Annotated in this window: 20 protein-coding genes; 13 read left to right on the top strand and 7 right to left on the bottom strand. The window is 71.7% G+C overall.

Features of this window, described 5'->3' with window-relative positions; all coding sequences use genetic code 11:
* The first annotated feature begins 41 nt into the window (after positions 1-41).
* Positions 42-1118 carry an AI-2E family transporter gene (locus H505_RS45570; RefSeq protein WP_034520823.1) on the top strand — a complete coding sequence of 359 codons (1077 nt, stop codon included), beginning with the start codon at positions 42-44 and terminating at the stop codon, positions 1116-1118.
* Here H505_RS45570 and H505_RS0131580 read toward each other — a convergent pair.
* Together H505_RS0131580 and H505_RS45575 are read right to left on the bottom strand one after the other, a co-directional pair.
* A complete protein-coding gene (locus H505_RS0131580) occupies positions 1087-2571 on the bottom strand; it encodes a long-chain-fatty-acid--CoA ligase (protein WP_026405160.1) in 1485 nt (494 codons plus the stop codon). The genes H505_RS45570 and H505_RS0131580 overlap by 32 nt on opposite strands.
* Positions 2558-3910 carry a PucR family transcriptional regulator gene (locus H505_RS45575; protein WP_026405161.1) on the bottom strand — a complete coding sequence of 451 codons (1353 nt, stop codon included), beginning with the start codon at positions 3908-3910 and terminating at the stop codon, positions 2558-2560. Before H505_RS45575 ends, H505_RS0131580 begins: the two co-directional genes overlap by 14 nt.
* A gap of 423 nt (positions 3911-4333) precedes the next feature.
* Here H505_RS45575 and H505_RS0131595 point away from each other — a divergent pair, with 423 nt between their 5' ends.
* Positions 4334-5485, top strand: coding sequence for a methyltransferase domain-containing protein (locus H505_RS0131595; RefSeq protein WP_026405162.1), 1152 nt, complete (start codon positions 4334-4336; stop codon positions 5483-5485).
* A 33-nt stretch (positions 5486-5518) separates the two neighbouring features.
* Here H505_RS0131595 and H505_RS0131600 read toward each other — a convergent pair whose 3' ends face one another.
* Positions 5519-5725 (bottom strand): DUF397 domain-containing protein, encoded by a 207-nt coding sequence (locus tag H505_RS0131600; RefSeq protein ID WP_026405163.1) that lies wholly within the window; start codon positions 5723-5725, stop codon positions 5519-5521.
* Positions 5726-5744: 19 nt separating this feature from the next.
* Positions 5745-6320 (bottom strand): DUF5753 domain-containing protein, encoded by a 576-nt coding sequence (locus H505_RS45580; protein WP_051301393.1) that lies wholly within the window; start codon positions 6318-6320, stop codon positions 5745-5747.
* A gap of 124 nt (positions 6321-6444) precedes the next feature.
* Between H505_RS45580 and H505_RS50285 the strand changes: the two genes are divergently transcribed.
* Together H505_RS50285 and H505_RS49445 are read left to right on the top strand one after the other, a co-directional pair.
* Positions 6445-6708 carry a hypothetical protein gene (locus H505_RS50285; protein ID WP_051301394.1) on the top strand — a complete coding sequence of 88 codons (264 nt, stop codon included), beginning with the start codon at positions 6445-6447 and terminating at the stop codon, positions 6706-6708.
* On the top strand, positions 6705-7133 hold the full coding sequence (locus H505_RS49445) for an ATP-binding protein (RefSeq protein ID WP_125611152.1): 429 nt from the start codon (positions 6705-6707) through the stop codon (positions 7131-7133). Before H505_RS50285 ends, H505_RS49445 begins: the two co-directional genes overlap by 4 nt.
* Positions 7134-7155: 22 nt before the next feature.
* On the opposite strand, the gene H505_RS0131620 is transcribed toward H505_RS49445, so the two are convergent.
* Complete coding sequence (locus tag H505_RS0131620; protein ID WP_026405165.1) at positions 7156-7860, bottom strand: TetR/AcrR family transcriptional regulator; 705 nt, start codon at positions 7858-7860, stop codon at positions 7156-7158.
* 263 nt (positions 7861-8123) lie between these two features.
* Between H505_RS0131620 and H505_RS0131625 the strand changes: the two genes are divergently transcribed.
* From H505_RS0131625 to H505_RS0131650, 6 genes are all read left to right on the top strand, one after another.
* Entirely contained in the window at positions 8124-8330 is a 207-nt protein-coding gene (locus H505_RS0131625; protein WP_026405166.1) for a tautomerase family protein, read from the top strand.
* Positions 8331-8496: 166 nt separating this feature from the next.
* Positions 8497-9255 (top strand): ABC transporter ATP-binding protein, encoded by a 759-nt coding sequence (locus H505_RS0131630; RefSeq protein ID WP_026405167.1) that lies wholly within the window; start codon positions 8497-8499, stop codon positions 9253-9255.
* A complete protein-coding gene (locus tag H505_RS0131635) occupies positions 9252-9992 on the top strand; it encodes an ABC transporter ATP-binding protein (RefSeq protein WP_233617341.1) in 741 nt (246 codons plus the stop codon). The genes H505_RS0131630 and H505_RS0131635 overlap by 4 nt, the downstream gene beginning before the upstream one ends.
* A gap of 2 nt (positions 9993-9994) precedes the next feature.
* Positions 9995-10876 (top strand): branched-chain amino acid ABC transporter permease, encoded by an 882-nt coding sequence (locus H505_RS0131640; protein ID WP_026405169.1) that lies wholly within the window; start codon positions 9995-9997, stop codon positions 10874-10876.
* Positions 10873-11907: a branched-chain amino acid ABC transporter permease gene (locus tag H505_RS0131645; protein ID WP_026405170.1), complete on the top strand. Its 1035-nt coding sequence runs from the start codon at positions 10873-10875 to the stop codon at positions 11905-11907. Before H505_RS0131640 ends, H505_RS0131645 begins: the two co-directional genes overlap by 4 nt.
* 4 nt (positions 11908-11911) lie before the next feature.
* On the top strand, positions 11912-13189 hold the full coding sequence (locus tag H505_RS0131650; protein WP_026405171.1) for an ABC transporter substrate-binding protein: 1278 nt from the start codon (positions 11912-11914) through the stop codon (positions 13187-13189).
* 341 nt (positions 13190-13530) lie between these two features.
* On the opposite strand, the gene H505_RS0131655 is transcribed toward H505_RS0131650, so the two are convergent.
* Positions 13531-15348, bottom strand: coding sequence for a phosphoenolpyruvate carboxykinase (GTP) (locus tag H505_RS0131655; RefSeq protein WP_026405172.1), 1818 nt, complete (start codon positions 15346-15348; stop codon positions 13531-13533).
* 592 nt (positions 15349-15940) lie between these two features.
* Between H505_RS0131655 and H505_RS0131660 the strand changes: the two genes are divergently transcribed.
* Positions 15941-17098, top strand: coding sequence for a steroid 3-ketoacyl-CoA thiolase (locus H505_RS0131660; RefSeq protein ID WP_026405173.1), 1158 nt, complete (start codon positions 15941-15943; stop codon positions 17096-17098).
* Positions 17099-17831: 733 nt separating this feature from the next.
* The gene (locus H505_RS50795; RefSeq protein ID WP_165966667.1) at positions 17832-18005 is read left to right on the top strand and encodes a hypothetical protein; all 174 of its coding nucleotides are present in this window, start codon (positions 17832-17834) and stop codon (positions 18003-18005) included.
* A 503-nt stretch (positions 18006-18508) separates the two neighbouring features.
* Here the strand turns inward: H505_RS50795 and H505_RS52825 are convergent.
* Complete coding sequence (locus H505_RS52825; protein ID WP_157433208.1) at positions 18509-19078, bottom strand: hypothetical protein; 570 nt, start codon at positions 19076-19078, stop codon at positions 18509-18511.
* Between the two features lie 467 nt (positions 19079-19545).
* Between H505_RS52825 and H505_RS52830 the strand changes: the two genes are divergently transcribed.
* On the top strand, positions 19546-19762 hold a 217-nt coding region (locus H505_RS52830), incomplete at its 3' end, for a transposase (protein WP_064743746.1).

A 19762-nucleotide genomic window follows, 5' to 3' on the forward strand; every position in this document is an offset into this window, starting at 1 on the left:
CGTCGTGGTTTCGCGCCGGGGGCCGGGGTAGTAGCGGCGGCGTGACCAACGGCAAGGGGTTCGGCGCCGTTCCGGACGTGCTGCGGAAGGCGGCGGCGGTCGCGGCGTGCTTCCTGGTGATCGCCGCGGCCATCGGGCTGCTCGTCTACTTCCTCGTCCTGCTGGCGCCGCTGACCATGGCGGTCATCGCCGCGCTGCTGCTGTCCGCGCTGATGACGCCGGTCGCGCGGTGGACGCGGCGGCTGCGGGCCCCCGCGTGGGCGGGGGCGCTCGCGGGGCTGCTCACCCTGCTCCTCGCGATCGCCGGGCCGGTCGCGCTGGTCACCGGGCAGGCCGCCGACCAGTGGGAGCAGATGCGGCGCGGGCTCACCGAGGGGCTCGACCGGGCCCGCGACCAGCTCGTCAACGGGCCGCTGCCGATCAGCGAGCGGCAGCTGAACAGCGTCGTCGACGCGATCACGCGAGCCGCGCAGCGGTCGTCCCCGGACCCGGTGGCGGGCGCCAGCATGGCCGCCGAGGTGCTGGCCGCCGCGCTGATCGCCCTGTTCCTGCTGTTTTTCATGCTGAAGGACGGCAGGAAGATGTGGTGCTGGATCGTGGGCCTCGCGCCCGAGCGGCGGCGGGAGCGGATCGACGCGGCCGGACGGGCCGGGTGGCGGGCGCTCGTGTCGTACGTGCACGGCATCGTCGTGATCGCCCTCGTGGACGCGGTCGGCATCGGGCTCGCGCTGGTGCTGATCGGGGTGCCGTTCGCGCTGCCGCTGACGATGCTGACGTTCGTCGCGGCGTTCGTCCCGATCGCGGGCGCGATCATCGCGGGCGCGGCGGCGGTGCTCATCGCGTTCGTCGGCGGCGGCGTCACCGACGCGCTGCTCGTGCTCGTGGCGGTGCTCGTGGTGCAGCAGGCCGAGAGCCACCTGCTCCAGCCGCTGATCATGGGACGGACGCTGCACCTGCATCCGGTCGTGATCATCATGGCGGTGACGGCCGGGACGCTGCTGGCGGGCATCGCGGGCGCGGTGATCGCCGTCCCGGCGGTCGCGGTGGTGTACCGGGTGTCGTCCGTGCTGGCGGGCCGCGACGGGCCTACCGGAGCGGCGTCGCCGCGGGAGGCGTGAGCGCGCGCTTGAGGATCTTGCCGGTGGGGCCCGTCGGCAGCTCGTCCAGGAACTTGATCATCCGCGGGTACTTGTAGGCGGCGACGCGGTCGCGCACCCAGGCGCGCAGCTCCGCGGCGCTCGCCGGGGCGCGCAGCGCCACGACCGCGGTGATCTCCTCGCCGACCTCCGGGTGCGGGACGCCGACGACCGCGGCCTGCCGCACGGCCGGATGCTCGTACAGGACCTCCTCCACCTCGCGGGGATACACCGTGTACCCGGCCCGGATGATCACGTCGCGGCGGCGGTCGACGAGGTAGAAGACGCCGTCGCCGTCGACGCGGCCCAGGTCGCCGGTGTGGAACCAGCCGTCGCGGATCGCGGCCGCGGTCGCCGCCGGGTCGTTCCAGTAGCCCTTCATCACGTTCGGGCCGCGCACGGCGATCTCGCCGATCTCGCCCGGCGGCAGCTCGCGCCCGTCGTCGCCGACCACCCGCATCCGCACCCCGTGGACCGGCCGGCCGATCGAGCCGGGGCGGCGGCCCGCACCGCCCCGGTTGGACGCCGCCAGCGGCGACGTCTCGCTCATCCCGTAGCCCTCGATGATCCGGCAGCCGAGCGCGTCGAACGCGCGCAGGACGTCCAGCGGGAGGGCGGCGCCCCCGGACACGCAGCTCCGCAGGAGCGACATGTCGGAGACGGCCGGATGGTCGAGGAGCGCGATGAACATCGCCGGGACCCCGTGGAACACCGTCACGCCGTCCCGCCTGACCGCCTCCAGCGCGCGGGCCGCGTCGAACCGTTCGAGGAGGGCGAGCCGGGCGCCCGCGTGGACCGTCGCGTTCAGCGCGCACGTCTGCCCGAACGCGTGGTACAGCGGGAGCGCGCCGAGGACGACGTCGTCGACGCCGAGCCCGTGCATCCGCGCGACCGTCGCGGCGTTGCCGCCGAGGTTGGCGTGCGTCAGCTCGATGCCCTTCGTCGGGCCGGTCGTCCCCGCGCTGTAGAGGAGCACCGCGGTGTCGCCGCCGGCCGCGGCGGCGATGTCCGGCGCGGGCGGCACGCCGCGCAGCAGCCGGTCCCACTCGCCCGGCACGACGAACATGTAGTCGGTGCGGGTGCCGGCCGTGCCCGCCTCGACGGTCTCCGCGTACGCGTGCCAGGCGATCACCAGCCGGGCCGCGCAGTCGCCCAGGTACGCGGCGACCTCCCGCCGCTTCAGCAGCGGATCGAGCGGGACGGCCACCGCCCCGATCCGCAGGATGCCGTAGTAGACGACGGCGAACTCGGGCACGTTGGGGAGCATCACCGCGACCCGGTCGCCCGGCCTGATCCCGCGCCGCCGCAGCAGCGCGCCCGTCCGCGCGCTCCGCAGCTCCAGCTCGCGGTAGCCGAGCCCCTCCCGGTCGAGCGTGAGGGCCGTGCGCCCGCCGAGCCGTTCGGCGGCGGCCCGGAGCCGCTCAGCGAGATTCATGCGCCGACGGTACGCCGCCGGTCTCGTCCTCCTCATTGGTCGCGGAGACCAGTCTTTCCCGCCCGGGATTGGTGGCCGGGGGCAGCACGTCCTGGAGGGCGATCGCGACGAGCAGGTCGACGAGATCGGTGATGTGCCGCAGGTTCCGCCCGGTCCGCTGCTGGATGCGGCGGAGGCGGTACTGCGCGGTGTTGTGGTGGATCTGGAGGTGTTCGGCGGCGGCGCGCAGGTTGAGGTCGGCGGCGGCGAACGCCCGGATCGTCGCGGTCAGCACCCCGCCGCGCATCCGGTCCTCCTCGAGCAGGTCCAGGACGCGCGGGTCCACCAGGTGGCGCGCGGTGTCGTCCGCCCGCAGCGCCATGTACTCGAACGGGGAGATGCGCGGCAGCGCCGCCACGCCGCCGTCCTCCGGGAGGAACTCCAGCACCGCGCGCGCCTCCTGGAAGGCGCGGGGGACGTCCGCCGCGCCCTCGACGACCGTGCTGATGCCCATCGCGAGCACGACGCCCTCGTCCGCCAGGTCGCGCTGGACGGCCTGGAGCCGGTCGCACAGCTCGCCGGGGTCGCCGCCGGGGCCGAGCACGGGCAGCGCCACGATCTCCGACCGCCGCACGACCGCCAGCGTCCGGTGCCGGCCGACCACGGTGCGGGCGATCGCCGCGCACGCCGCGTGCCGGGCGTCCGCCTCGGCCCCGCCGCCGACCACGACGGCCGCGACCACGGCCAGCGGCGACTCGGCGCCCAGCCCGTGCGCGTGCGCGGTCGCCAGCTGCGGCCCCCGCGTCGGCGCCTCGCCGTCCAGCAGCAGCTCGACCAGGTCGCGGCTCGCCTGGACGCTCTCCGCCGCCGCGTACCGCTGGTACTCCATGTACGCGTTCGCGGCGTGCGTGCTGGCGAAGTCGCAGTACCGCATCAGCGGCGACGCCAGCGTCAGCGCCGCCTCCTGCCCGGCGACCGAGCGGCCCGCGTGCGCCACGACCGCCTCCCAGAAGACCTGCTGGCCCACCCGGAAGGCGTTGATGTAGTCGGCCAGCGTGCACCCGGCCCGCGCCCGCCGCATCGACGCGCGGCGGCTGAACGCGATGTCCCCGAAGGTGACCGTGCGCTCCTCCAGCAGCACGGCGAGCTTGGTGCGGTAGTGGCGGCCGACCTGCTCGCGGACGTCCGCGAGGAAGTCGTCCGGCCGGTCCGCGTACGCGGGGATCTCCGCCCGCATGGCGGCGACGGCCCGGTCCGCCAGTTCGTCGACGATGGTGAGGAGTTCGGCGAGGATCCGTGAGCGTTCGGTGCGGACCGTGTCCGCACCGGTGAGCGTTCCCGTGCTGAGACCACCGGACATGCCCGGATGATTCCTGCCGTTCCCGACAGCGTCAACGGCCTGTGACAACTCCGAGACGCGCGCTGTTCTCGGCGGACAACTCCCCGCCCCGACCTTGGGTCGCTGCACCTAATACACGAGGTGAAAGCCTTCAGGTCGTCGTTCACCTGTCGTGCTCGGTAACGCGTGCATCACCATCAGTGATGATGTCGAAACGGGCGGGTCAACGCTGCGGATGGTGTGAACGTGGCAGCCTGGCCAGGACGAAGGGAAACCGGTGCGGACGAGCCGCACTGCGGGCGCCGCGTGGACGACGGGAAGGTAGGTCGAGTGGGGAAGCACGAGGAGAAGAAGGGCGGGGACGGCAAATGGGACAGGCCGATTCCCCCGGCGGAGAAGGACGACCCCAAGGGCGGCGGCAAGCACGAAAAGGGTGGCAAGTAGGTGGTCGAGCCGGAGGAGCTGGCGGCCCGGCTGGCGGCCGAGCTCGCCGACGCCGGTGACCTGACGCCGCAGTGGCGCGGGCCGTTCGAGACGGTGCTGCGGCACCGGTTCGTCCCCGACGAGGTGTGGGTCGAGGACGGCGACCGGCTCGTCCCGGTCCGGCGCTCCGACGACGAGGAAGCCTGGCTGACGTCGTGCTACGCCAACGATTTCGTGATCACGCAGGTGGACGACGGCGTCCCGGCGGGCCCCGGACGCGTCGGGCACGAGATCACGAGTTCGGCCAGCCGCCCGGACGTCGTGGCGATGATGCTGGCGGCGCTGGAAGCCGAGCCGGGCATGAACGTGCTGGAGATCGGCACCGGCACCGGATGGAACGCCGCGCTGCTGGCCGAACGGCTCGGCAACGACCGGGTGACCAGCCTGGAGGTGGACCCGGCCGTGGCCGACCGTGCCCGCCGCACGTTGCGGAACGAGGGGTACGAGGTCACGGTCGCGGCCGGAGACGGCGCGCACGGCCACCCAGACTCCGCGCCGTTCGACCGGGTGATCGCCACGGCGGCGGCGCAGCGGGTGCCGCCCGCGTGGGCGGCCCAGGCCCGTCCGGGAGGCCGGGTGCTGGTGCCCTGGACGACCGACTTCCACAACGGCGCACTGGTGTCTTTCCTGGTGTCGCAGGACGGGACCATGCGTGGCCGCATCGTGGGAAACGTGGCGTTCATGCCGCTCCGCGCCCAGCGCGGTATGCGTGCCTCACTGGATCGCCATGTCAGCGGCATGACCCACGCCCGGCACTCCTTCACCGAGACGCACCCGTACTCCGTGCTGGGCGAGTACGACGCCTCCCTCGCAGTCGGCTTGAGAGTGCCGCACTGCAAGTTGATCGTCACCCATGGAACCGGCGAAGGCGCCTACACGGTGTGGCTGGTCGATCCGTGGTCGGGCTCGTGGGCCTGCCTGGAGCACGAGCCGGGCGCGGAGAAGTTCCCGGTCCGGCAGTCGGGTGAGCGCGACCTGTGGCAGGAGGCGGAGGACGCGTTTCGCTGGTGGGACGGCCTCGGCCGCCCGGTCGCCGACCGCTGGGGCCTGACCGTCACTCCGCAAGGCCAGTTCGTCTGGCTCGACACCGAAGACCACCGGATCGGCCGGTAACGGCACGGCGCGAACCCAGCCGGGCGTTCCGGCTCAGGCCAGGTCGAACCGACCCCCTCGCGCCTCAGCCATGAACGCGGCCCACGCGTCGGGGGTGAGCGTGAGGTGCCCGGCGTCCGGAGCCTTGCTGTCGCGCACCCCGATGTGGGCGGCCAGGTTGGCGATCTCGACGCACGCGCCGTTTTGCTGGCTGCGCTTGCTGGTGCGCCAGACTGCACGGGACAGGTCTGTCGATGTCATCCCGCGTCTCCTCGGATGGTTACGAAAGCTCTTTTATGGCTGTATTTAGCATATCCCGCGTGTCATCCGGGCTGAGAGCGACCGCGCGGAGGTGGTCGAAGGCGGTGCTGTACTGCTCGACCTCCTCGGGCTTGTCCACCCAAAGGTTGCCGCCGATGGTTTCCATGTAGGCGACATCGACGTCGGTGGGGCGTGGAAAGCCCAGAACGATGAATGGCCCCGTTGTAGCCGGGTGCGCTCCCACCCCGAACGGGACGATCTGAATGGTGGTCTTGCCTTGGGCTGAACGCTCCAGGTGCTGAAGCTGGGTGCGCATCACTTCCGGGCCGCCGATGCGCCGCCGGATCGCGGCCTCATCGAGGATCGCCCAAAGCTGGGGGCGATCCGGCCGGGTGAGGAGCTGTTGACGATTGATACGCACCTCAAGGCGCCGCTGGATCTCCTCGTCCTCAAGCTCCAGCGGTCCACCACGGATGAGGGCCTGCGCGTAGCTCTCGGTCTGGAGCAACCCAGGGACGACGGCGAGTTCGAACGTTCGGATGGACGATGCTTCCGATTCCATGCCGATGTAGAACTCGTACTTGCTGGGCAGCACGTCGCGATAGGAGTACCACCAACCACGTTTCCGTGCCTCCTTGGCGAGTTGGAGCAGCGCTTCTCGCGGGCCGAGGTCGGTGCCCTCTCCGGACGACGGCGGTGGGAGGCGCCTGAGCTGGAACGTGACGGTGCGGCGTGCGGGCCTGCTGGCCGACCTGGGGCTCGCGCTCGTCCAGCTGGGGCGGTCGTCGCGCTTGCTGTTGGAGCGCAACGGGCAGGTCGTGCTGTCGGTGCCGGGCGACCGCGGGTTCGCCCAGGTGGTCGTGGTGCAGGACGCCCGCGGCTGCTGGGCCTACGTATGGGGCCTTTCGGCCCGCTTCCCGGCCGGTGCGGGCGCGGACGGGACGTGGCGTGCGGCGTCCGCGCTGGTGAGGGGCGTCCGATGAGGGGCTGGGACGGTCACGGGGCCGGGCGGATCACGGGCGGCGGCGGGGGCGTGGACGTGCGGGCGGTGCGGCGCTGGGTGCGCCGCGAGGTCGTCCGGCTCGGCGCCGACCGGGTGGATCTCGCCGACCTTGACCTGCTGGTGGACGAGATCGCGACGAACGCGCTGCGGTACACCGACAGCAGGCGTCCGGGCGGCGGTGTGCGGGCGGCCGTCCTGACGGCCGTCGACCGGGTGCGGGTCGAGATCACCGACGACGGCGGGGCGGTGTCGCTGCCGGTCGTGAAGGTGGCGGCGGCGGACGCTTGGGCCGAGTGCGGCAGGGGGCTGGCGATGGTCTCCTGCCTGTCGGACTGCTGGGGCTTCGACGTCGGCCGGGAAACGGGACGTCCGGTCACGGTGTGGTTCGAGATCGCGCGGCGGTGACGTGCGGCGCGTGACACTGCTGTCATCGCTCGCCGCGCTGCGTGATGCGCTCGAGCCATCGCAGTAGGAGGGCGATCTCTGCCGGCTCCAGGGCGTCGGTCCCGGCGAGATCGAGCTGCGCGTGCAGGTGCAGCGCGGTGGTGGGGAGCGTGTCGGCGTCGTCCCGGGCGGTCGCTGTGGTCAGGACGTGCGCGAACACGGCGTCGCGCATGCGGTGGGACGGCGCGGGGTCCTCGAACAGGGCCGGATCGGCGATGTGGTCCAAGGCGGTTCCGACGTTCGCCGACAGGATGAGCCGCGCGGCGGTTCGCGGCGCGAGCTTCAGCGCGCCCGCCGCCGCGCACCGCGTGAGCGTCGCCACCAGCAGATCCATCACGCGGTCTCGCGCCGTCGAGCGCGACCACGGCCGCGGGGTGAACATCAGCTGGTAGAGGGCCGGGTTCGCCTGCGCGAACGCCATGTGGCCGTCCCAGCCGGCGTGCAGGTCGGCGACCGGATCGCCGGTCCGCTCCTGGGCGGCCTTGAGGACGGTGTACCGCTCGTACCCATGGTCGGCGACGGCGTCGAGCAGTCCGCGCTTGTCACCGAACAGCCGGTACAGCACGGGCTGGCTCACGCCGACCGCCTCGCAGACCGCGCGCGTCGCGATCTCGTGGTCCGAGGACGACGCCAGCTGCCGCTCCGCGGCCTCGATCATCGCCGCGCGAAGCGGGTCCGTCTCCGTCATGCGATCAACGATACCGCCTAACGCTATCGACGATAGGAAGCCGTGCTACCGTCTTGACGTAACGGCGATATTGATCAGTCGTATCGCTGATAAGGGGGAGGGGCGCCATGAGTGAGCAGGCAATCGCGGTGGCGCCGGCGGCGCGCGGCTGCGCGGTCGAACGGCCGACGGGCCGACCGCGCCGCACCGCCGTACCTGCGTGGCCGAGGGCCTCCCGCCCCCGGACGCCTCCAACCAAATCACCACACGAAGGGGTCATCATCATGCCGTTCGCCAACCTCAAGGTTCCCGCCGACACCCTGAAGCCCGAGTCCAAGAAGAAGCTCATCGACGCCGTCACCGCGGCCTACGTCGACGTCTATGGCGAGCGGGCCCGGGCGACCACGCTGGTTCTCGTCGAGGAAGTCCCCGATGGCGGCTGGGGCCTCGGCGGCGACGTCCTCACCGCCGAGATGCTCGGCCGCAGCTGACACTCCGCCGGGAACCGGGCCGGGCGGGGGACCGTCCGGCCCGGGACGCCCGCTGTTCTCCGCGGACAACTCCCCGCTCACAGGTTGGGTTCCCGCGCCCAATGTGCGAGGTGAGCGCGGATTTTACGCTGACGGCCCCTGTACGGAAAGCGGTTCGGGAGGCCGGATGCTGGAGGTGCGCGGGCTCACCGTCCGCTTCGGCGGGATCACCGCGCTGGGAGGCGTCGGGTTCGCCGTCGACCGCGGTGCGATGGTCGGGCTGATCGGGCCGAACGGCGCCGGCAAGACCACCCTGTTCAACTGCCTGACCAGACGGTACGACGCCGACGAGGGGGCGATCTCCTACGAGGGGCGCGACCTGCTCGGGGTCGCGCCGCACGCGATCGTGGGGCTCGGCATCGCCCGCACGTTCCAGAACCTCGGCCTGTTCCCGCGCATGTCCGTCCGGGACAACGTCCTCGTCGGCGCGCACCACCGCGGCCGCGCCGGGTTCACGGGGGCGAGCCTGCGGCTGCCGTCCGTCCGGCGGGAGGAGGTGCGGCTGCGGGGCGAGGCGGCCGGGCTGCTCGAGCGGCTGGACCTCGCGGACGTCGCCGACCATCCGGCGGCGGGGCTGCCGTTCGGCACGCTCAAGCGGGTCGAGCTGGCGCGGGCGCTGGCCGCCCGGCCGCGGCTGCTCCTGCTGGACGAGCCCGTCAACGGCCTCAGCCACGGCGAGGTGGGGGAGTTCGCGGGCCTGCTCCAGACGATCCGGGACGACTTCGACGTGACGGTCATCGTCGTCGAGCACCACATGGGCTTCGTCATGGGCACCTGCGACCGCGTCGTGTGCCTCGACTTCGGCAAGAAGATCGCCGAAGGCCCGCCCGAGGACGTCCAGCGCGACCCGGCGGTCATCGAGGCGTACCTCGGAGCCGCGGCATGACCGAGCGGAGCGAGGACATGAGCGCCTTCCTCACCGTGGACGACCTCCGCGCGGGCTACGGGGACGTGCGGGTGCTGCACGGGGTGAGCCTGCGGGTGGGCGAGGGCGAGATCTGCGCGATCCTCGGGCCGAACGGTGCAGGCAAGACGACGCTGCTGCGCGCGCTCTGCGGGATGGTCAAGGGCCGTGGCGACGTGCGTCTGGACGGGGCGCCGCTGGGCGGGCGCTCGCCGGACGCCGTCGCGCGGCGCGGCGTCGCGCACGTGCCGGAGGGGCGCGGCACGTTCGTCCCGCTGACGGTCGAGGAGAACCTGCGGCTCGGGGCGTTCGCGCGCCGCGACCGCGCCGCCGTCCAGGCCGACCTGGACCGGGTGTACGGCCACTTCCCGGTGCTGCGGGAGCGGACCCGGCAGGCCGCCGGGAGCCTCAGCGGCGGCGAGCAGCAGATGCTCGCGATCGGCCGCGCGCTGATGTCCCGGCCGCGCCTGCTGCTGCTGGACGAGCCGTCCCTCGGCCTCGCGCCGCTGGTCACCCGGGAGCTGTTCGGCATCGTGCGGTCGATCAACGAGGAGGAGCGGACCACCGTGGTCGTCGTGGAGCAGAACGCGCATCTCGCGCTGGGCATCGCCGATCAGGCGCACGTGCTGGAGAGCGGGCGCATCGCGCTGTCGGGGTCGGCGGCGGACATCAGGGCGGACGAGCAGGTCGCGCAGTCCTACCTCGGATACCGGATCTAGCCGTGGCCGACTTCCTGCAGCAGTGCGTGGCCGGGCTGAGCGCCGGCGCGATCTACGCGAGCCTCGCGCTCGCGCTCGTCCTGATCTACCGCTTCACCGGGATCGTGAACTTCGCGCAGGGCGAGCTGGCGATGTTCGCGACGTACATCGCGTGGACGTTCATCGACGCGGGGCTCCCGTTCTGGCTCGCGCTGCTCCTCACGCTCGCGATCTCGTTCGCGGGCGGGATGCTGATCGAGCGGGTGATCATCCGGCCGGTCGAGGGCGCCCCCGAGCTGACGATCGTGATCGTCACGGTCGGCCTGTTCATCTTCGTCAACGCCGCCGCCGGCTGGATCTGGTCCTTCTTGATCAAAGACTTCCCGAACCCGTTCCCGGACGGCGCGCTGCGGGCGGGCGGGGTCAGCGTCGGCTACGCGACGCTCGGGATCCTCGCCGTCGTCGGCGGGGTGATGGGCCTGCTGTACCTGCTGTTCCGGCACACCAAGATCGGCCTCGGGATGCGCGCCGTCGCCGCGAACCCCGAGTCGGCGCGGCTGGTCGGGATCCGGGTCGGGTGGACCCTCGCGGTCGGCTGGGGCCTCGCCGCGATGGTCGGCGCGGTGTCGGGCGTGCTCGTCGCGCCGCTGCTGTTCCTGGAGCCGAACATGATGGGCGGCGTCCTCATCTACGCGTTCGCCGCCGCGACCCTCGGGGGTTTCGACAGCCCGCTCGGCGCCGTCGTCGGCGGCCTGGTCGTCGGCGCGGCCGAGACCCTCGCGGGCGCGTACATCGACGCGATCGGCTCCGACCTGAAGATCGGCGTCCCGCTGGCGATCATCCTGGGCGTCCTGCTGCTGCGCCCGCAGGGCCTGTTCGGACGTCCGGCGGTGGAGCGCGCGTGAGGAGCGAGATGGGGACGAAGACGGTCGGGGCCCGCGTCGACCCGACGGCCCGCGACCGGGCGGCGGCGTTCGCCGTCCGGCACTGGCGCGCGATCCTGGCGGGCGTCCTGCTGCTGGCGGCGCTGCGGGCGCCGTTCGAGCTGGTCCCGTTCCGGGTGTTCCAGCTGACGATGGTGATGGTGTACGCGGTCGCGCTGATCGGGCTGAACCTGCTGGTGGGGCACGCCGGGCAGATCTCCCTCGGGCACGGCGCGTTCTTCGCCGTCGGCGCCTACGGGACGGCCGCGATGATGTTCCACTGGGACGTCCCGTACCCGCTGACGTTCCCGCTCGCGGCGGCGCTGACGTTCGCGATCGGGCTGGCGCTGGGCGTGCCCGCCACCCGGCTGCGCGGCCTGTACCTGGCGCTCGTCACCCTCGCCATCGCGATCTTCCTGGTGCCGCTGCTCAAGCGGTTCGGGTCGGTGACCGGCGGGTCGATGGGGCTGACGCTGGAGAAGCCCGCGCCGCCGTCCTGGACCGGCCTCGCCCCCGACCAGTGGCTCTACTTCCTCGCGCTCGCCGGGACGGTCCTGGCGTTCGCGGTCGTGCGGTTCCTGCTCCGCTCCCGCGTGGGCCGCGCGCTGCACTCCGTCCGCGACAACGAGACGGCCGCCGAGGTGATGGGCGTGCGGCCGGCGGCGTACAAGCGGCTCGCGTTCGCGTGGAGCGCGCTGTTCGCGGGGGCGGCGGGCTGCCTCTACACGTGGACGATCGGGTTCGTGTCGCCCGACTCGTTCACCGTCAACCTGTCGATCACGCTGCTCGCCGCGATCGTGGTGGGCGGCCTCGGGTCGACCGCGGGACCGCTGCTCGGCGGGCTGTTCATGATGTTCGTGCCGAGCCTCTCCCAGGACATCAACGAGGCGGCGCCGGGGGTCATCTTCGGCCTGCTGATCATCGCGGTGATGTACCTCGCCCCGACCGGCCTGGCCGGACTGCCGGGACGCGTCGCGCCGTGGACGACCGACAAGATCCTCCGGAAGAGGTGACGCAATGCGCCGAACGATGGGACGGACGGCCGCGGCGTCGGCGGCCGTGCTGCTGCTGGCGTCCGCGGCGGCCTGCGGCGGCCGGGACGACGGCGGCGGGAGCACCGCCGAGGGGCGCTGCGAAGGGCAGCAGACGACCGGCATCACCGACGAGACGATCAAGCTCGGCGGCATCTACCCGCTGTCGGGCCCGGCGTCCGCGTACGGCGCCATCCCGAAGGGCATCGAAGCCTACTTCGACTACGTCAACGCCGAGAAGGGCGGCATCGACGGGCGCACCGTGGAGTTCGTCGTCCGCGACGACGGCTACCAGCCGCCGAAGGCCGTCGAGGAGGCGCGCCGGCTCGTCGAGCAGGAGCAGGTGTTCGCGCTGTTCCAGACCCTCGGCACCCCGTCGACCACCGCGACCTGGGACTACGCGAACCAGCGCAAGGTGCCGCAGGTGTTCGTGGCGACCGGCGCGTCGAAGTGGGGGACCGACGGCGAGCACCCGTGGACGATCGGGTGGCAGCCCAACTACGTCTCCGAGGCCCGCGTGTACGCGCAGTTCCTCAAGCAGGAGAAGCCGAACGCGAAGGTCGCCGTCCTGTTCCAGAACGACGACTTCGGCGAGGACCTCGTCGGGGGCTTCAAGAAGGCCGTCGAGGGCAGCGGCATCACGATCGTCCAGGAGGAGAGCTACGAGGTCTCCGACCCGAGCGTCGAGCCGCAGATGCGCGACCTCGCCGGGTCCGGCGCGGACGTCTTCCTCAACGTGACGACGCCGAAGTTCGGCTCGCAGGCCCTCGCCGCCGACGCGAAGATCGCCGACTGGAACCCGCTGCACATCGTCAACAACGTCGCCGCGTCCGTCACCGTCCTCGAACCGGTCGGGTTCGAGAACGTCCAGGGCGTCGTGTCCGCCACGTACTACAAGGACCCGAACGACCCGCAGTGGGCGAACGACCCGGAGATGCGGCTCTACCGGGCGAAGATGAAGCAGTACGTGCCGAACGCGGACCCGGCCGTCCCGTACCACGCGTTCGGGTGGGCCGTGGCGAGCAGCTTCCACCGGACGATGGACGCGGCCGAGTGCAAGACCCGCGAGGGGCTGCGCGACTCGATGCGCGACCTCGCGAACGTCCAAGTCCCGATGCTGCTGCCCGGCGTGACGATGCAGACCGGCGAGGGCGACGGGTTCCCGATCGAGTCGATGCAGATGATGCGCTTCGAGGGCGAGCGCTGGCACCTGTTCGGCGACGCCATCGACACCCGGAAGGCGTTCGGCCCCGTCCACCCGTGACCCCGGCCCCCCGGGCAGGCCCGGCCGCCCCCGCCGGCGGCCGGGCCGCCGCGCCGGCCTCAGTCCTCTGAGAAATGGAGATGGCGGCTGTGACTGACGCCGATAGTTGGCCCCTGATGTTGATAGCTGGCCCGGCGGCTGAGTTGGTGAAAGGGAGGCGGATGCGCGTGGCGGCCAACCCTTAGCCGCTGAGTGGGGACTCGCTGCATTGCTTGCCACGCTGGGGCTGCTTCCGGTGACCGGTGACACCTGGACCGTTCCAGCCGCCAGGGCACAGAACGACATAGGTGCGCCCGCATCGGGGAAACAGCGGCCCTCGTTGGACGATGCTTGGCCAAGGCTCAGTGGTCGAGGCGGCGCAGCAGGCTGTGGTATTCGTCCCACAGCGCCTTCGGCATGTGGTCGCCGAACTTGTCGAAGAACTCCGGCACGAGGGCGGCCTCCTGCTTCCACACCTCGGTGTCGACCGACAGCAGGGTGCCGAGGTCGGCGTCGCCGATGTCCAGGCCGCCGGTGTCGAGCGCCTCCCGGGTCGGGAGGTGCCCGATCGGGGACTTGGCGGCGTCGGCCTGGCCGTTCAACCGCTCGACGATCCACTTGAGCACGCGGCTGTTCTCGCCGAAGCCGGGCCAGATGAACTTGCCGTCGGCGTTCTTGCGGAACCAGTTGACGTAGTAGATCCGCGGGAGCTTCTCGGCGTCGGTGGCCTTGCCGATGTCGAGCCAGTGGCCGAAGTAGTCGCCCATGTTGTAGCCGCAGAACGGCAGCATCGCGAACGGGTCGCGGCGCAGCTCGCCGACGGCGCCCTCGGCGGCGGCGGTCTTCTCGGACGCGATGTTGGCGCCCAGGAACACGCCCTGCTGCCAGTCGAACGACTCGGTGACCAGCGGGACCGCGGACGCGCGCCGGCCGCCGAACAGGATCGCCGAGATCGGCACGCCCTTCGGGTCCTCCCACTCGGGCGCGATGATCGGGCACTGCCCGGCCGGGGTGGTGAAGCGGGCGTTCGGGTGGGCGGCCGGGGTCGGCGACTCCGGCGTCCAGTCGTTGCCCTTCCAGTCGGTGAGGTGCGCGGGCGGCTCGTCGGTGAGGCCCTCCCACCACACGTCGCCGTCGTCGGTGAGCGCGACGTTGGTGAAGATGCTGTTGCCCCAGAAGGTCTTCACCGCGTTGGCGTTGGTGGCCGCGCCGGTGCCGGGCGCGACGCCGAAGAACCCGGCCTCGGGGTTGATCGCGTAGAGGCGGCCGTCGTCGCCGAACCGCATCCAGGCGATGTCGTCGCCGATGGTCTCGACCTTCCAGCCCGGGATGGTCGGCTCCAGCATCGCCAGGTTGGTCTTGCCGCACGCCGACGGGAAGGCGGCGGTGACGTAGCGGGTCTCGCCGGTGGGCGGGGTCAGCTTCAGGACGAGCATGTGCTCGGCCATCCAGCCCTCGTCGCGCGCCATCGTGGACGCGATCCGCAGCGCGTAGCACTTCTTGCCCAGCAGGGCGTTGCCGCCGTAGCCGGACCCGTACGACCAGATCTCGCGGGTCTCGGGGAAGTGGGTGATGTACTTGGTGGAGTTGCACGGCCACGTGACGTCCGCCTGGCCGGGCTCCAGGGGGGCGCCGACCGAGTGGACGGCCTTGACGAAGGTGCGCTGTCGTTCGATTTCGCGTAGGGCGGCGTTGCCCATGCGGGTCATGATGCGCATGGAGGCGGCGACGTAGCCCGAGTCGGTGAGCTGGACACCGAGCTGGGCGATCGCGCTGCCGATCGGTCCCATGGAGAAGGGGACGACGTACAGGACGCGGCCGCGCATGCAGCCGGCGAACAGGTCGGCGAGGGTGCGGCGCATCTCGGCGGGCGCGACCCAGTTGTTGGTGGGGCCGGCGCCGGACTCCTTCTCGGAACAGATGAACGTGCGGTCCTCGACGCGGGCGACGTCGGTGGGGTCGGACGCGGCGTGGAAGCTGTTCGGCCGTTTGGCCGGGTCGAGCCGCGTGAGCGTGCCCTGGTCGACCAAGAGGCCCGTCAGCCGCTCCCATTCGGCGTCCGAGCCGTCGCACCACTCGACCCGGTCGGGCTGGGTCAGCTCGGCGATCTCGCGGACCCACTTGACGAGCTCGAAGTTGCTGGTGGGGGCGTGGTCGCGGGAAGGGATCAAATGAGACATGGCTCTCCTCGGGCGTGGCTGGCCGCGGGCTCAGCGCAGGCGAAGCGGTCGACCTGATCGGCTGGCGGCTCACTCCTCACGCACGCTGAGACCCAAGGACTTGCTAATCTTAGCAATTGCCAATGCGGATACCTTGTTGAGGCGGTGCGGTTGCCCTGGCTGCGCGGCGCGCACGATGCAGCGGAGAGGAGCCGATCTGGCGCGGCCCGGTCGCGGCCACCCCGCTCCCTGCCCTGCCCTGGGCGACGGGTATGGCCGCTACCGGATCCGAACCCGCAGTCGCCCGGAGCCTCATCGTTGAGCGGCGTCATCTCCGGCGCCCGCGATGGGCGGAAGCGATCGCCTCGCGCGGCCAAGAACTTCGCCTGGCGCGGGTGCGATGGTGGCTGCTGGCGGAGGAAGGCGCGGATTCGATGTGGCGTCCCGCGACCGGCCTCGCTGTTCGCCGGCGAATGTTGCGGTCTGTGTTCGCGTAGCACTCACTGTCCTATGGCGGCGAGCACCCCCTTTAGAACAGGTTCTGGTTTTCATTTATGGTCGAGCACATGTACATAGAACTTGTTGCACATGTCGGGTCGGCGATGGGAGCGTCATGGTGAATCCGGTGATCGTGGAGGCGGTGCGCACGCCGCTCGGTAAGCGCAACGGATGGCTGGCGGGCATGAAGCCGATGGCCGTCCTCGCGCACGCGCTGAACGCGCTGGTCGAGCGGTCCGGCATCGACGCCGCCGAGGTGGAGCAGGTCTTCGCCGGCTGCGTCACGCAGGCCGGCGAGCAGGGCGGGCACATCGGCCGCTACTCCTGGCTGTACGCGGGGCTGCCCTGGCAGACCGGCGTCACCACGCTCGACGTGCAGTGCGGATCCTCCCAGCAGGGCATCCACCTCGCCGCGTCCCAGATCGCGGCCGGCGTGGTGGACGTCGCGATCGGCTGCGGCGTCGAGGTGATGAGCCGCGCCCCGCTCGGCACCAATGTGATGCCCGCGAACCCGCGCCCGGACGACTGGTCGATCGACATGCCGAACCAGTTCGAGGCCGCGGAGCGGATCGCCGCCCGGCGCGGCATCACCCGCGCCGACCTGGACGCGTTCGGCGCCCGCTCGCAGCAGCTCGCCGCCAAGGCGTGGGCGGACGGCCGCTTCGACCGCGAGGTCGCGCCGGTCACCGCGCCCGTCCTGGACGCCGGCGGCAGCCCGACCGGCGAGAGCCGCGAGGTCACCCGGGACCAGGGACTGCGCGAGACCACCGCCGGCGGCCTCGCGAACCTCAGGCCCGTCATGCCGGACGCGCTGCACACCGCGGGCACCTCGTCCCAGATCTCCGACGGCGCCGCCGCCGTGCTGCTGATGTCGGAGGAGAAGGCCAAGGCCCTCGGCCTGCGCCCCCGCGCCCGGATCAGGACGCAGGCGCTCGTCGGCGGCGAGCCGTACTACCACCTGGACGGCCCGGTGCAGGCGACCGAGCGCGTCCTGCAGCGGTCCGGGCTGACGATGAACGACATCGACATCACCGAGATCAACGAGGCGTTCGCCGCCGTGGTGCTGTCGTGGGCGTCGGTGCATGAGCCTGACATGGACACCGTCAACCCCAACGGCGGTGCGATCGCGATCGGCCACCCGGTCGGCGCGACGGGCGCGCGGTTGATCACCACGGCGCTGCACGAGTTGGAGCGCCGGGACGCCCAGAGGGCGCTGGTCACGATGTGCTGCGGCGGTGCGCTGTCGACGGCCACCATCCTCGAACGCCTCTGAACCGGGCCCATGTCCTGGCGCCGGTCGTGGTCAGCCGCGCCCCTGGGGCCGTCCCGGGCTCGGGCTGCCCGGCCGGTGTGCGGCCAGGTCGATCACGGTGAAGGCCGAGCTGGTTCGCGCGTGCCGCAGGAAGCGCGTGCTGCCGCATGCCGGGCAGGCGGCCCCTTCGCGCAGGCCGGAGGCCGGGCCCAAGGTGCGGCACTCCAGGCACAGCAGTGGCGCTGCACCGGCAGGGCCGGGAGGCCGGTGGGGCGTTCGAGGCATGTTCACCCTCCCAGGCACAGAGACTGGCAACTTGCTAATATTAGCAATTGCTGATGCGGCTAGCGGCTGGAGGTGGGTTTCCCGGTGGACATCGCGCCTGCGCGGCTCCGTCATCGGCGGGCGCCGATGCCCGCTCGCATCTCCTTCGCATCAGGTCGCCGACCGCAGAGGCGATGCCCTCCCCGACGTGCCCAGGCCCCCCTCCTGGCGCCCGGGGAGGGTGTTCACCCCGGTGCAGTCCGGGTCCGGTCATCAGGATGTCTGCTCGGGCGGTGCTCGGGGTCGAGATCTCATCCCATGTTCGACGTCGGCAAGGACCCGTGTGGTCCTGCCTCGACCGTGCGGGCGAAGCTCGCCCGGTCCCCGCCTTGCGGCTCTGGTCGTCCCGTGCCGGGTCCACCACTCGGGCTCCTGTGCCCGAACATCACCGTCGCATGTCGCCAGGAGCGACTCTGGGAGGCAGCTCATCATGTTCAACCGCCCGCCCATCGAGGAACGGATCGCCGCGCGTCAGCGCGAACTCGGCCCGATGAAACCCGGCAAGTACTTCCCGCATGCGCCGGCGAGGTTCTTGTTCTTCTTCGGGATCGGCGTGGTGGTGGTCACCCATGTCATCGCGTTGGCGGCGCTGTGGTGGGTGTGAGCTGGGTGGGTGTGAGCTGGGTGCGTGCGGTGGGGCGGGCGGTTTCGTCCGGCTTGGCGTCGGCGCTCTCGCGGGTCTTGTCGGGGAACTCCTAGCGGCGCCCGAGGCCGGGCAATACCAGGACGGCGGTGTGCCTGGTGAGTACTCGCCCACGGCCTCGACCCGCCACGGGAGCCGGTGGGCTGCCGCGGTGTCCGGCGAGTGATGATCTGTCGGAAAGGACGAGGAGTGACATGGCCGACAACCTGGGCCGCAGCCCGGTCCCGCCCCGCGGTGGCAGCCGCCAGTTCCGCCTCTACACGGCCGATGATCTGGAGGAGTTGGCTGCTCGCGCCAGGTTGTCGGCTGATCAGCGGCTCGCGGCCCGTGCGGTGGCGGCGGTCGTGCCGTTCGCGATCACCAGCTATGTGGTGGAGCAGTTGATCGAGTGGGAGAAGGGGGCCGAGGATCCCATCTATCGGCTCACGTTCCCCCAGCCGGACATGCTCCCGGCCGAACGGGTATCACAACTGTGTGATCTCCTGGCCCGCCAGGCGCCCGCTGAGCAGGTGGAGAAGGTCGCCGCGGCAGCCCGGCGGGCACTGGCGCCAGAACCAGCCGAGCGGGCCATGCGCGGCGACCGGGAGCAGGTTCCGGCACCGGTGCCGGACCGCGCACCGGTGGCCGACGAGGTCGTCCTGTCGCTGCCCGATCACCAGTACGCGACCGGCACCGGCACCTACGGCACCGATCAGGCGGGCCCGGCGCAGCCCGACGGGCGGCCGCGGTGGGCCGCCACCGGCCGCGGGTTGGGTGAACTCACCGCCTACGTGCTGGAGCACCCGCGCGTCACCAGCGTCGTGCTCAGCGGCGGGGAGCCGATGGCGGCGGGCGCTGCGGTGCTCGGCCGCTGGCTGCGGCCGCTGCTGGCGCTTGAGCAGATCGAGACCATCCAGCTCGAAACCGCGGCACTGGCCAGGTGGCCCTACCGGTGGATCACCCAGCCGGACGCGGACGCCGACGACACCCTGCGGTTGTTCGAGACCGTGGCCACCGTGGGCAAGAATCTCGCCGTCATGGCCCGGTTCTGTCATCCGCGGGAGTTGGAGCCCGAGCCGGTTCGCCACGCCGTCCGCCGGATCGCAGACACCGGGGCGGTGCTGCGCACCAGGGCGCCGCTGCTGGCTTCGGTCAATGACTCGGCGCAGGACTGGACGGCGATGTGGCGCCGGCAACTGCGCCTGGGCATGATCCCCTACCTGATGTCGGTCGAGCGTCAGGCCGGCCCCACCCAGCGGTTCAGTGTTCCCCTGGGGCGCGCGTGTGACCTGTTCCAGGGCAGCTACGCCCGCGTGTCGGGGCTGGCTCGCACCGTCCGCGGTCCCGCGATGACCACCGCAACCGCGATGGTCTGCGTCGACGGGGTCACCGAGATCCGGGGTGAGGTGCCACGGATCTTCCGGACAGGGCCCCAACTAGAGTTGGGGAGAACCGGAAGGGAAGGTCGTTGGCACGACAGAGGCGGCATTTCACCCAGGAGCACAAGGACGAGATCGTCCGCATGGTCCTGGACGGCCCGCGCCCCATCGCCCATGTGGCCCGTGAGGGCGGCATCCACGACACCACCCTGGGCAACTGGGTCAAGGACTACCGCAGACGCCACGGCGACGACGCGTCCACCACACCGGCCGGCGCCCCGAAGAGCCTCCGGGAACGCGAACTCGAACGCGAGAACCGCAAACTCCGCGAAGAGAACGAGTTCCTGAAAAAAGCCGCGG

It is taken from the genome of Actinomadura rifamycini DSM 43936 (assembly GCF_000425065.1).
In the GTDB taxonomy this organism is placed as follows: Bacteria; Actinomycetota; Actinomycetes; order Streptosporangiales; family Streptosporangiaceae; genus Spirillospora; species Spirillospora rifamycini.

What these genes read in the sequence shown, in the direction of transcription:
- H505_RS0131580 (WP_026405160.1), bottom strand. Translation starts at nt 2,571, where the DNA reads ATGAATCTCGCTGAGCGGCTCCGGGCCGCCGCCGAACGGCTCGGCGGG.
- H505_RS45575 (WP_026405161.1), bottom strand. Translation starts at nt 3,910, where the DNA reads ATGTCCGGTGGTCTCAGCACGGGAACGCTCACCGGTGCGGACACGGTC.
- H505_RS0131600 (WP_026405163.1), bottom strand. Translation starts at nt 5,725, where the DNA reads ATGACATCGACAGACCTGTCCCGTGCAGTCTGGCGCACCAGCAAGCGC.
- H505_RS49445 (WP_125611152.1), top strand. Translation starts at nt 6,705, where the DNA reads ATGAGGGGCTGGGACGGTCACGGGGCCGGGCGGATCACGGGCGGCGGC.
- H505_RS0131620 (WP_026405165.1), bottom strand. Translation starts at nt 7,860, where the DNA reads ATGACGGAGACGGACCCGCTTCGCGCGGCGATGATCGAGGCCGCGGAG.
- H505_RS0131625 (WP_026405166.1), top strand. Translation starts at nt 8,124, where the DNA reads ATGCCGTTCGCCAACCTCAAGGTTCCCGCCGACACCCTGAAGCCCGAG.
- H505_RS0131630 (WP_026405167.1), top strand. Translation starts at nt 8,497, where the DNA reads ATGCTGGAGGTGCGCGGGCTCACCGTCCGCTTCGGCGGGATCACCGCG.
- H505_RS0131635 (WP_233617341.1), top strand. Translation starts at nt 9,252, where the DNA reads ATGACCGAGCGGAGCGAGGACATGAGCGCCTTCCTCACCGTGGACGAC.
- H505_RS0131650 (WP_026405171.1), top strand. Translation starts at nt 11,912, where the DNA reads ATGCGCCGAACGATGGGACGGACGGCCGCGGCGTCGGCGGCCGTGCTG.
- H505_RS0131655 (WP_026405172.1), bottom strand. Translation starts at nt 15,348, where the DNA reads ATGTCTCATTTGATCCCTTCCCGCGACCACGCCCCCACCAGCAACTTC.
- H505_RS0131660 (WP_026405173.1), top strand. Translation starts at nt 15,941, where the DNA reads ATGGTGAATCCGGTGATCGTGGAGGCGGTGCGCACGCCGCTCGGTAAG.
- H505_RS50795 (WP_165966667.1), top strand. Translation starts at nt 17,832, where the DNA reads ATGTTCAACCGCCCGCCCATCGAGGAACGGATCGCCGCGCGTCAGCGC.
- H505_RS52825 (WP_157433208.1), bottom strand. Translation starts at nt 19,078, where the DNA reads ATGACAGAACCGGGCCATGACGGCGAGATTCTTGCCCACGGTGGCCAC.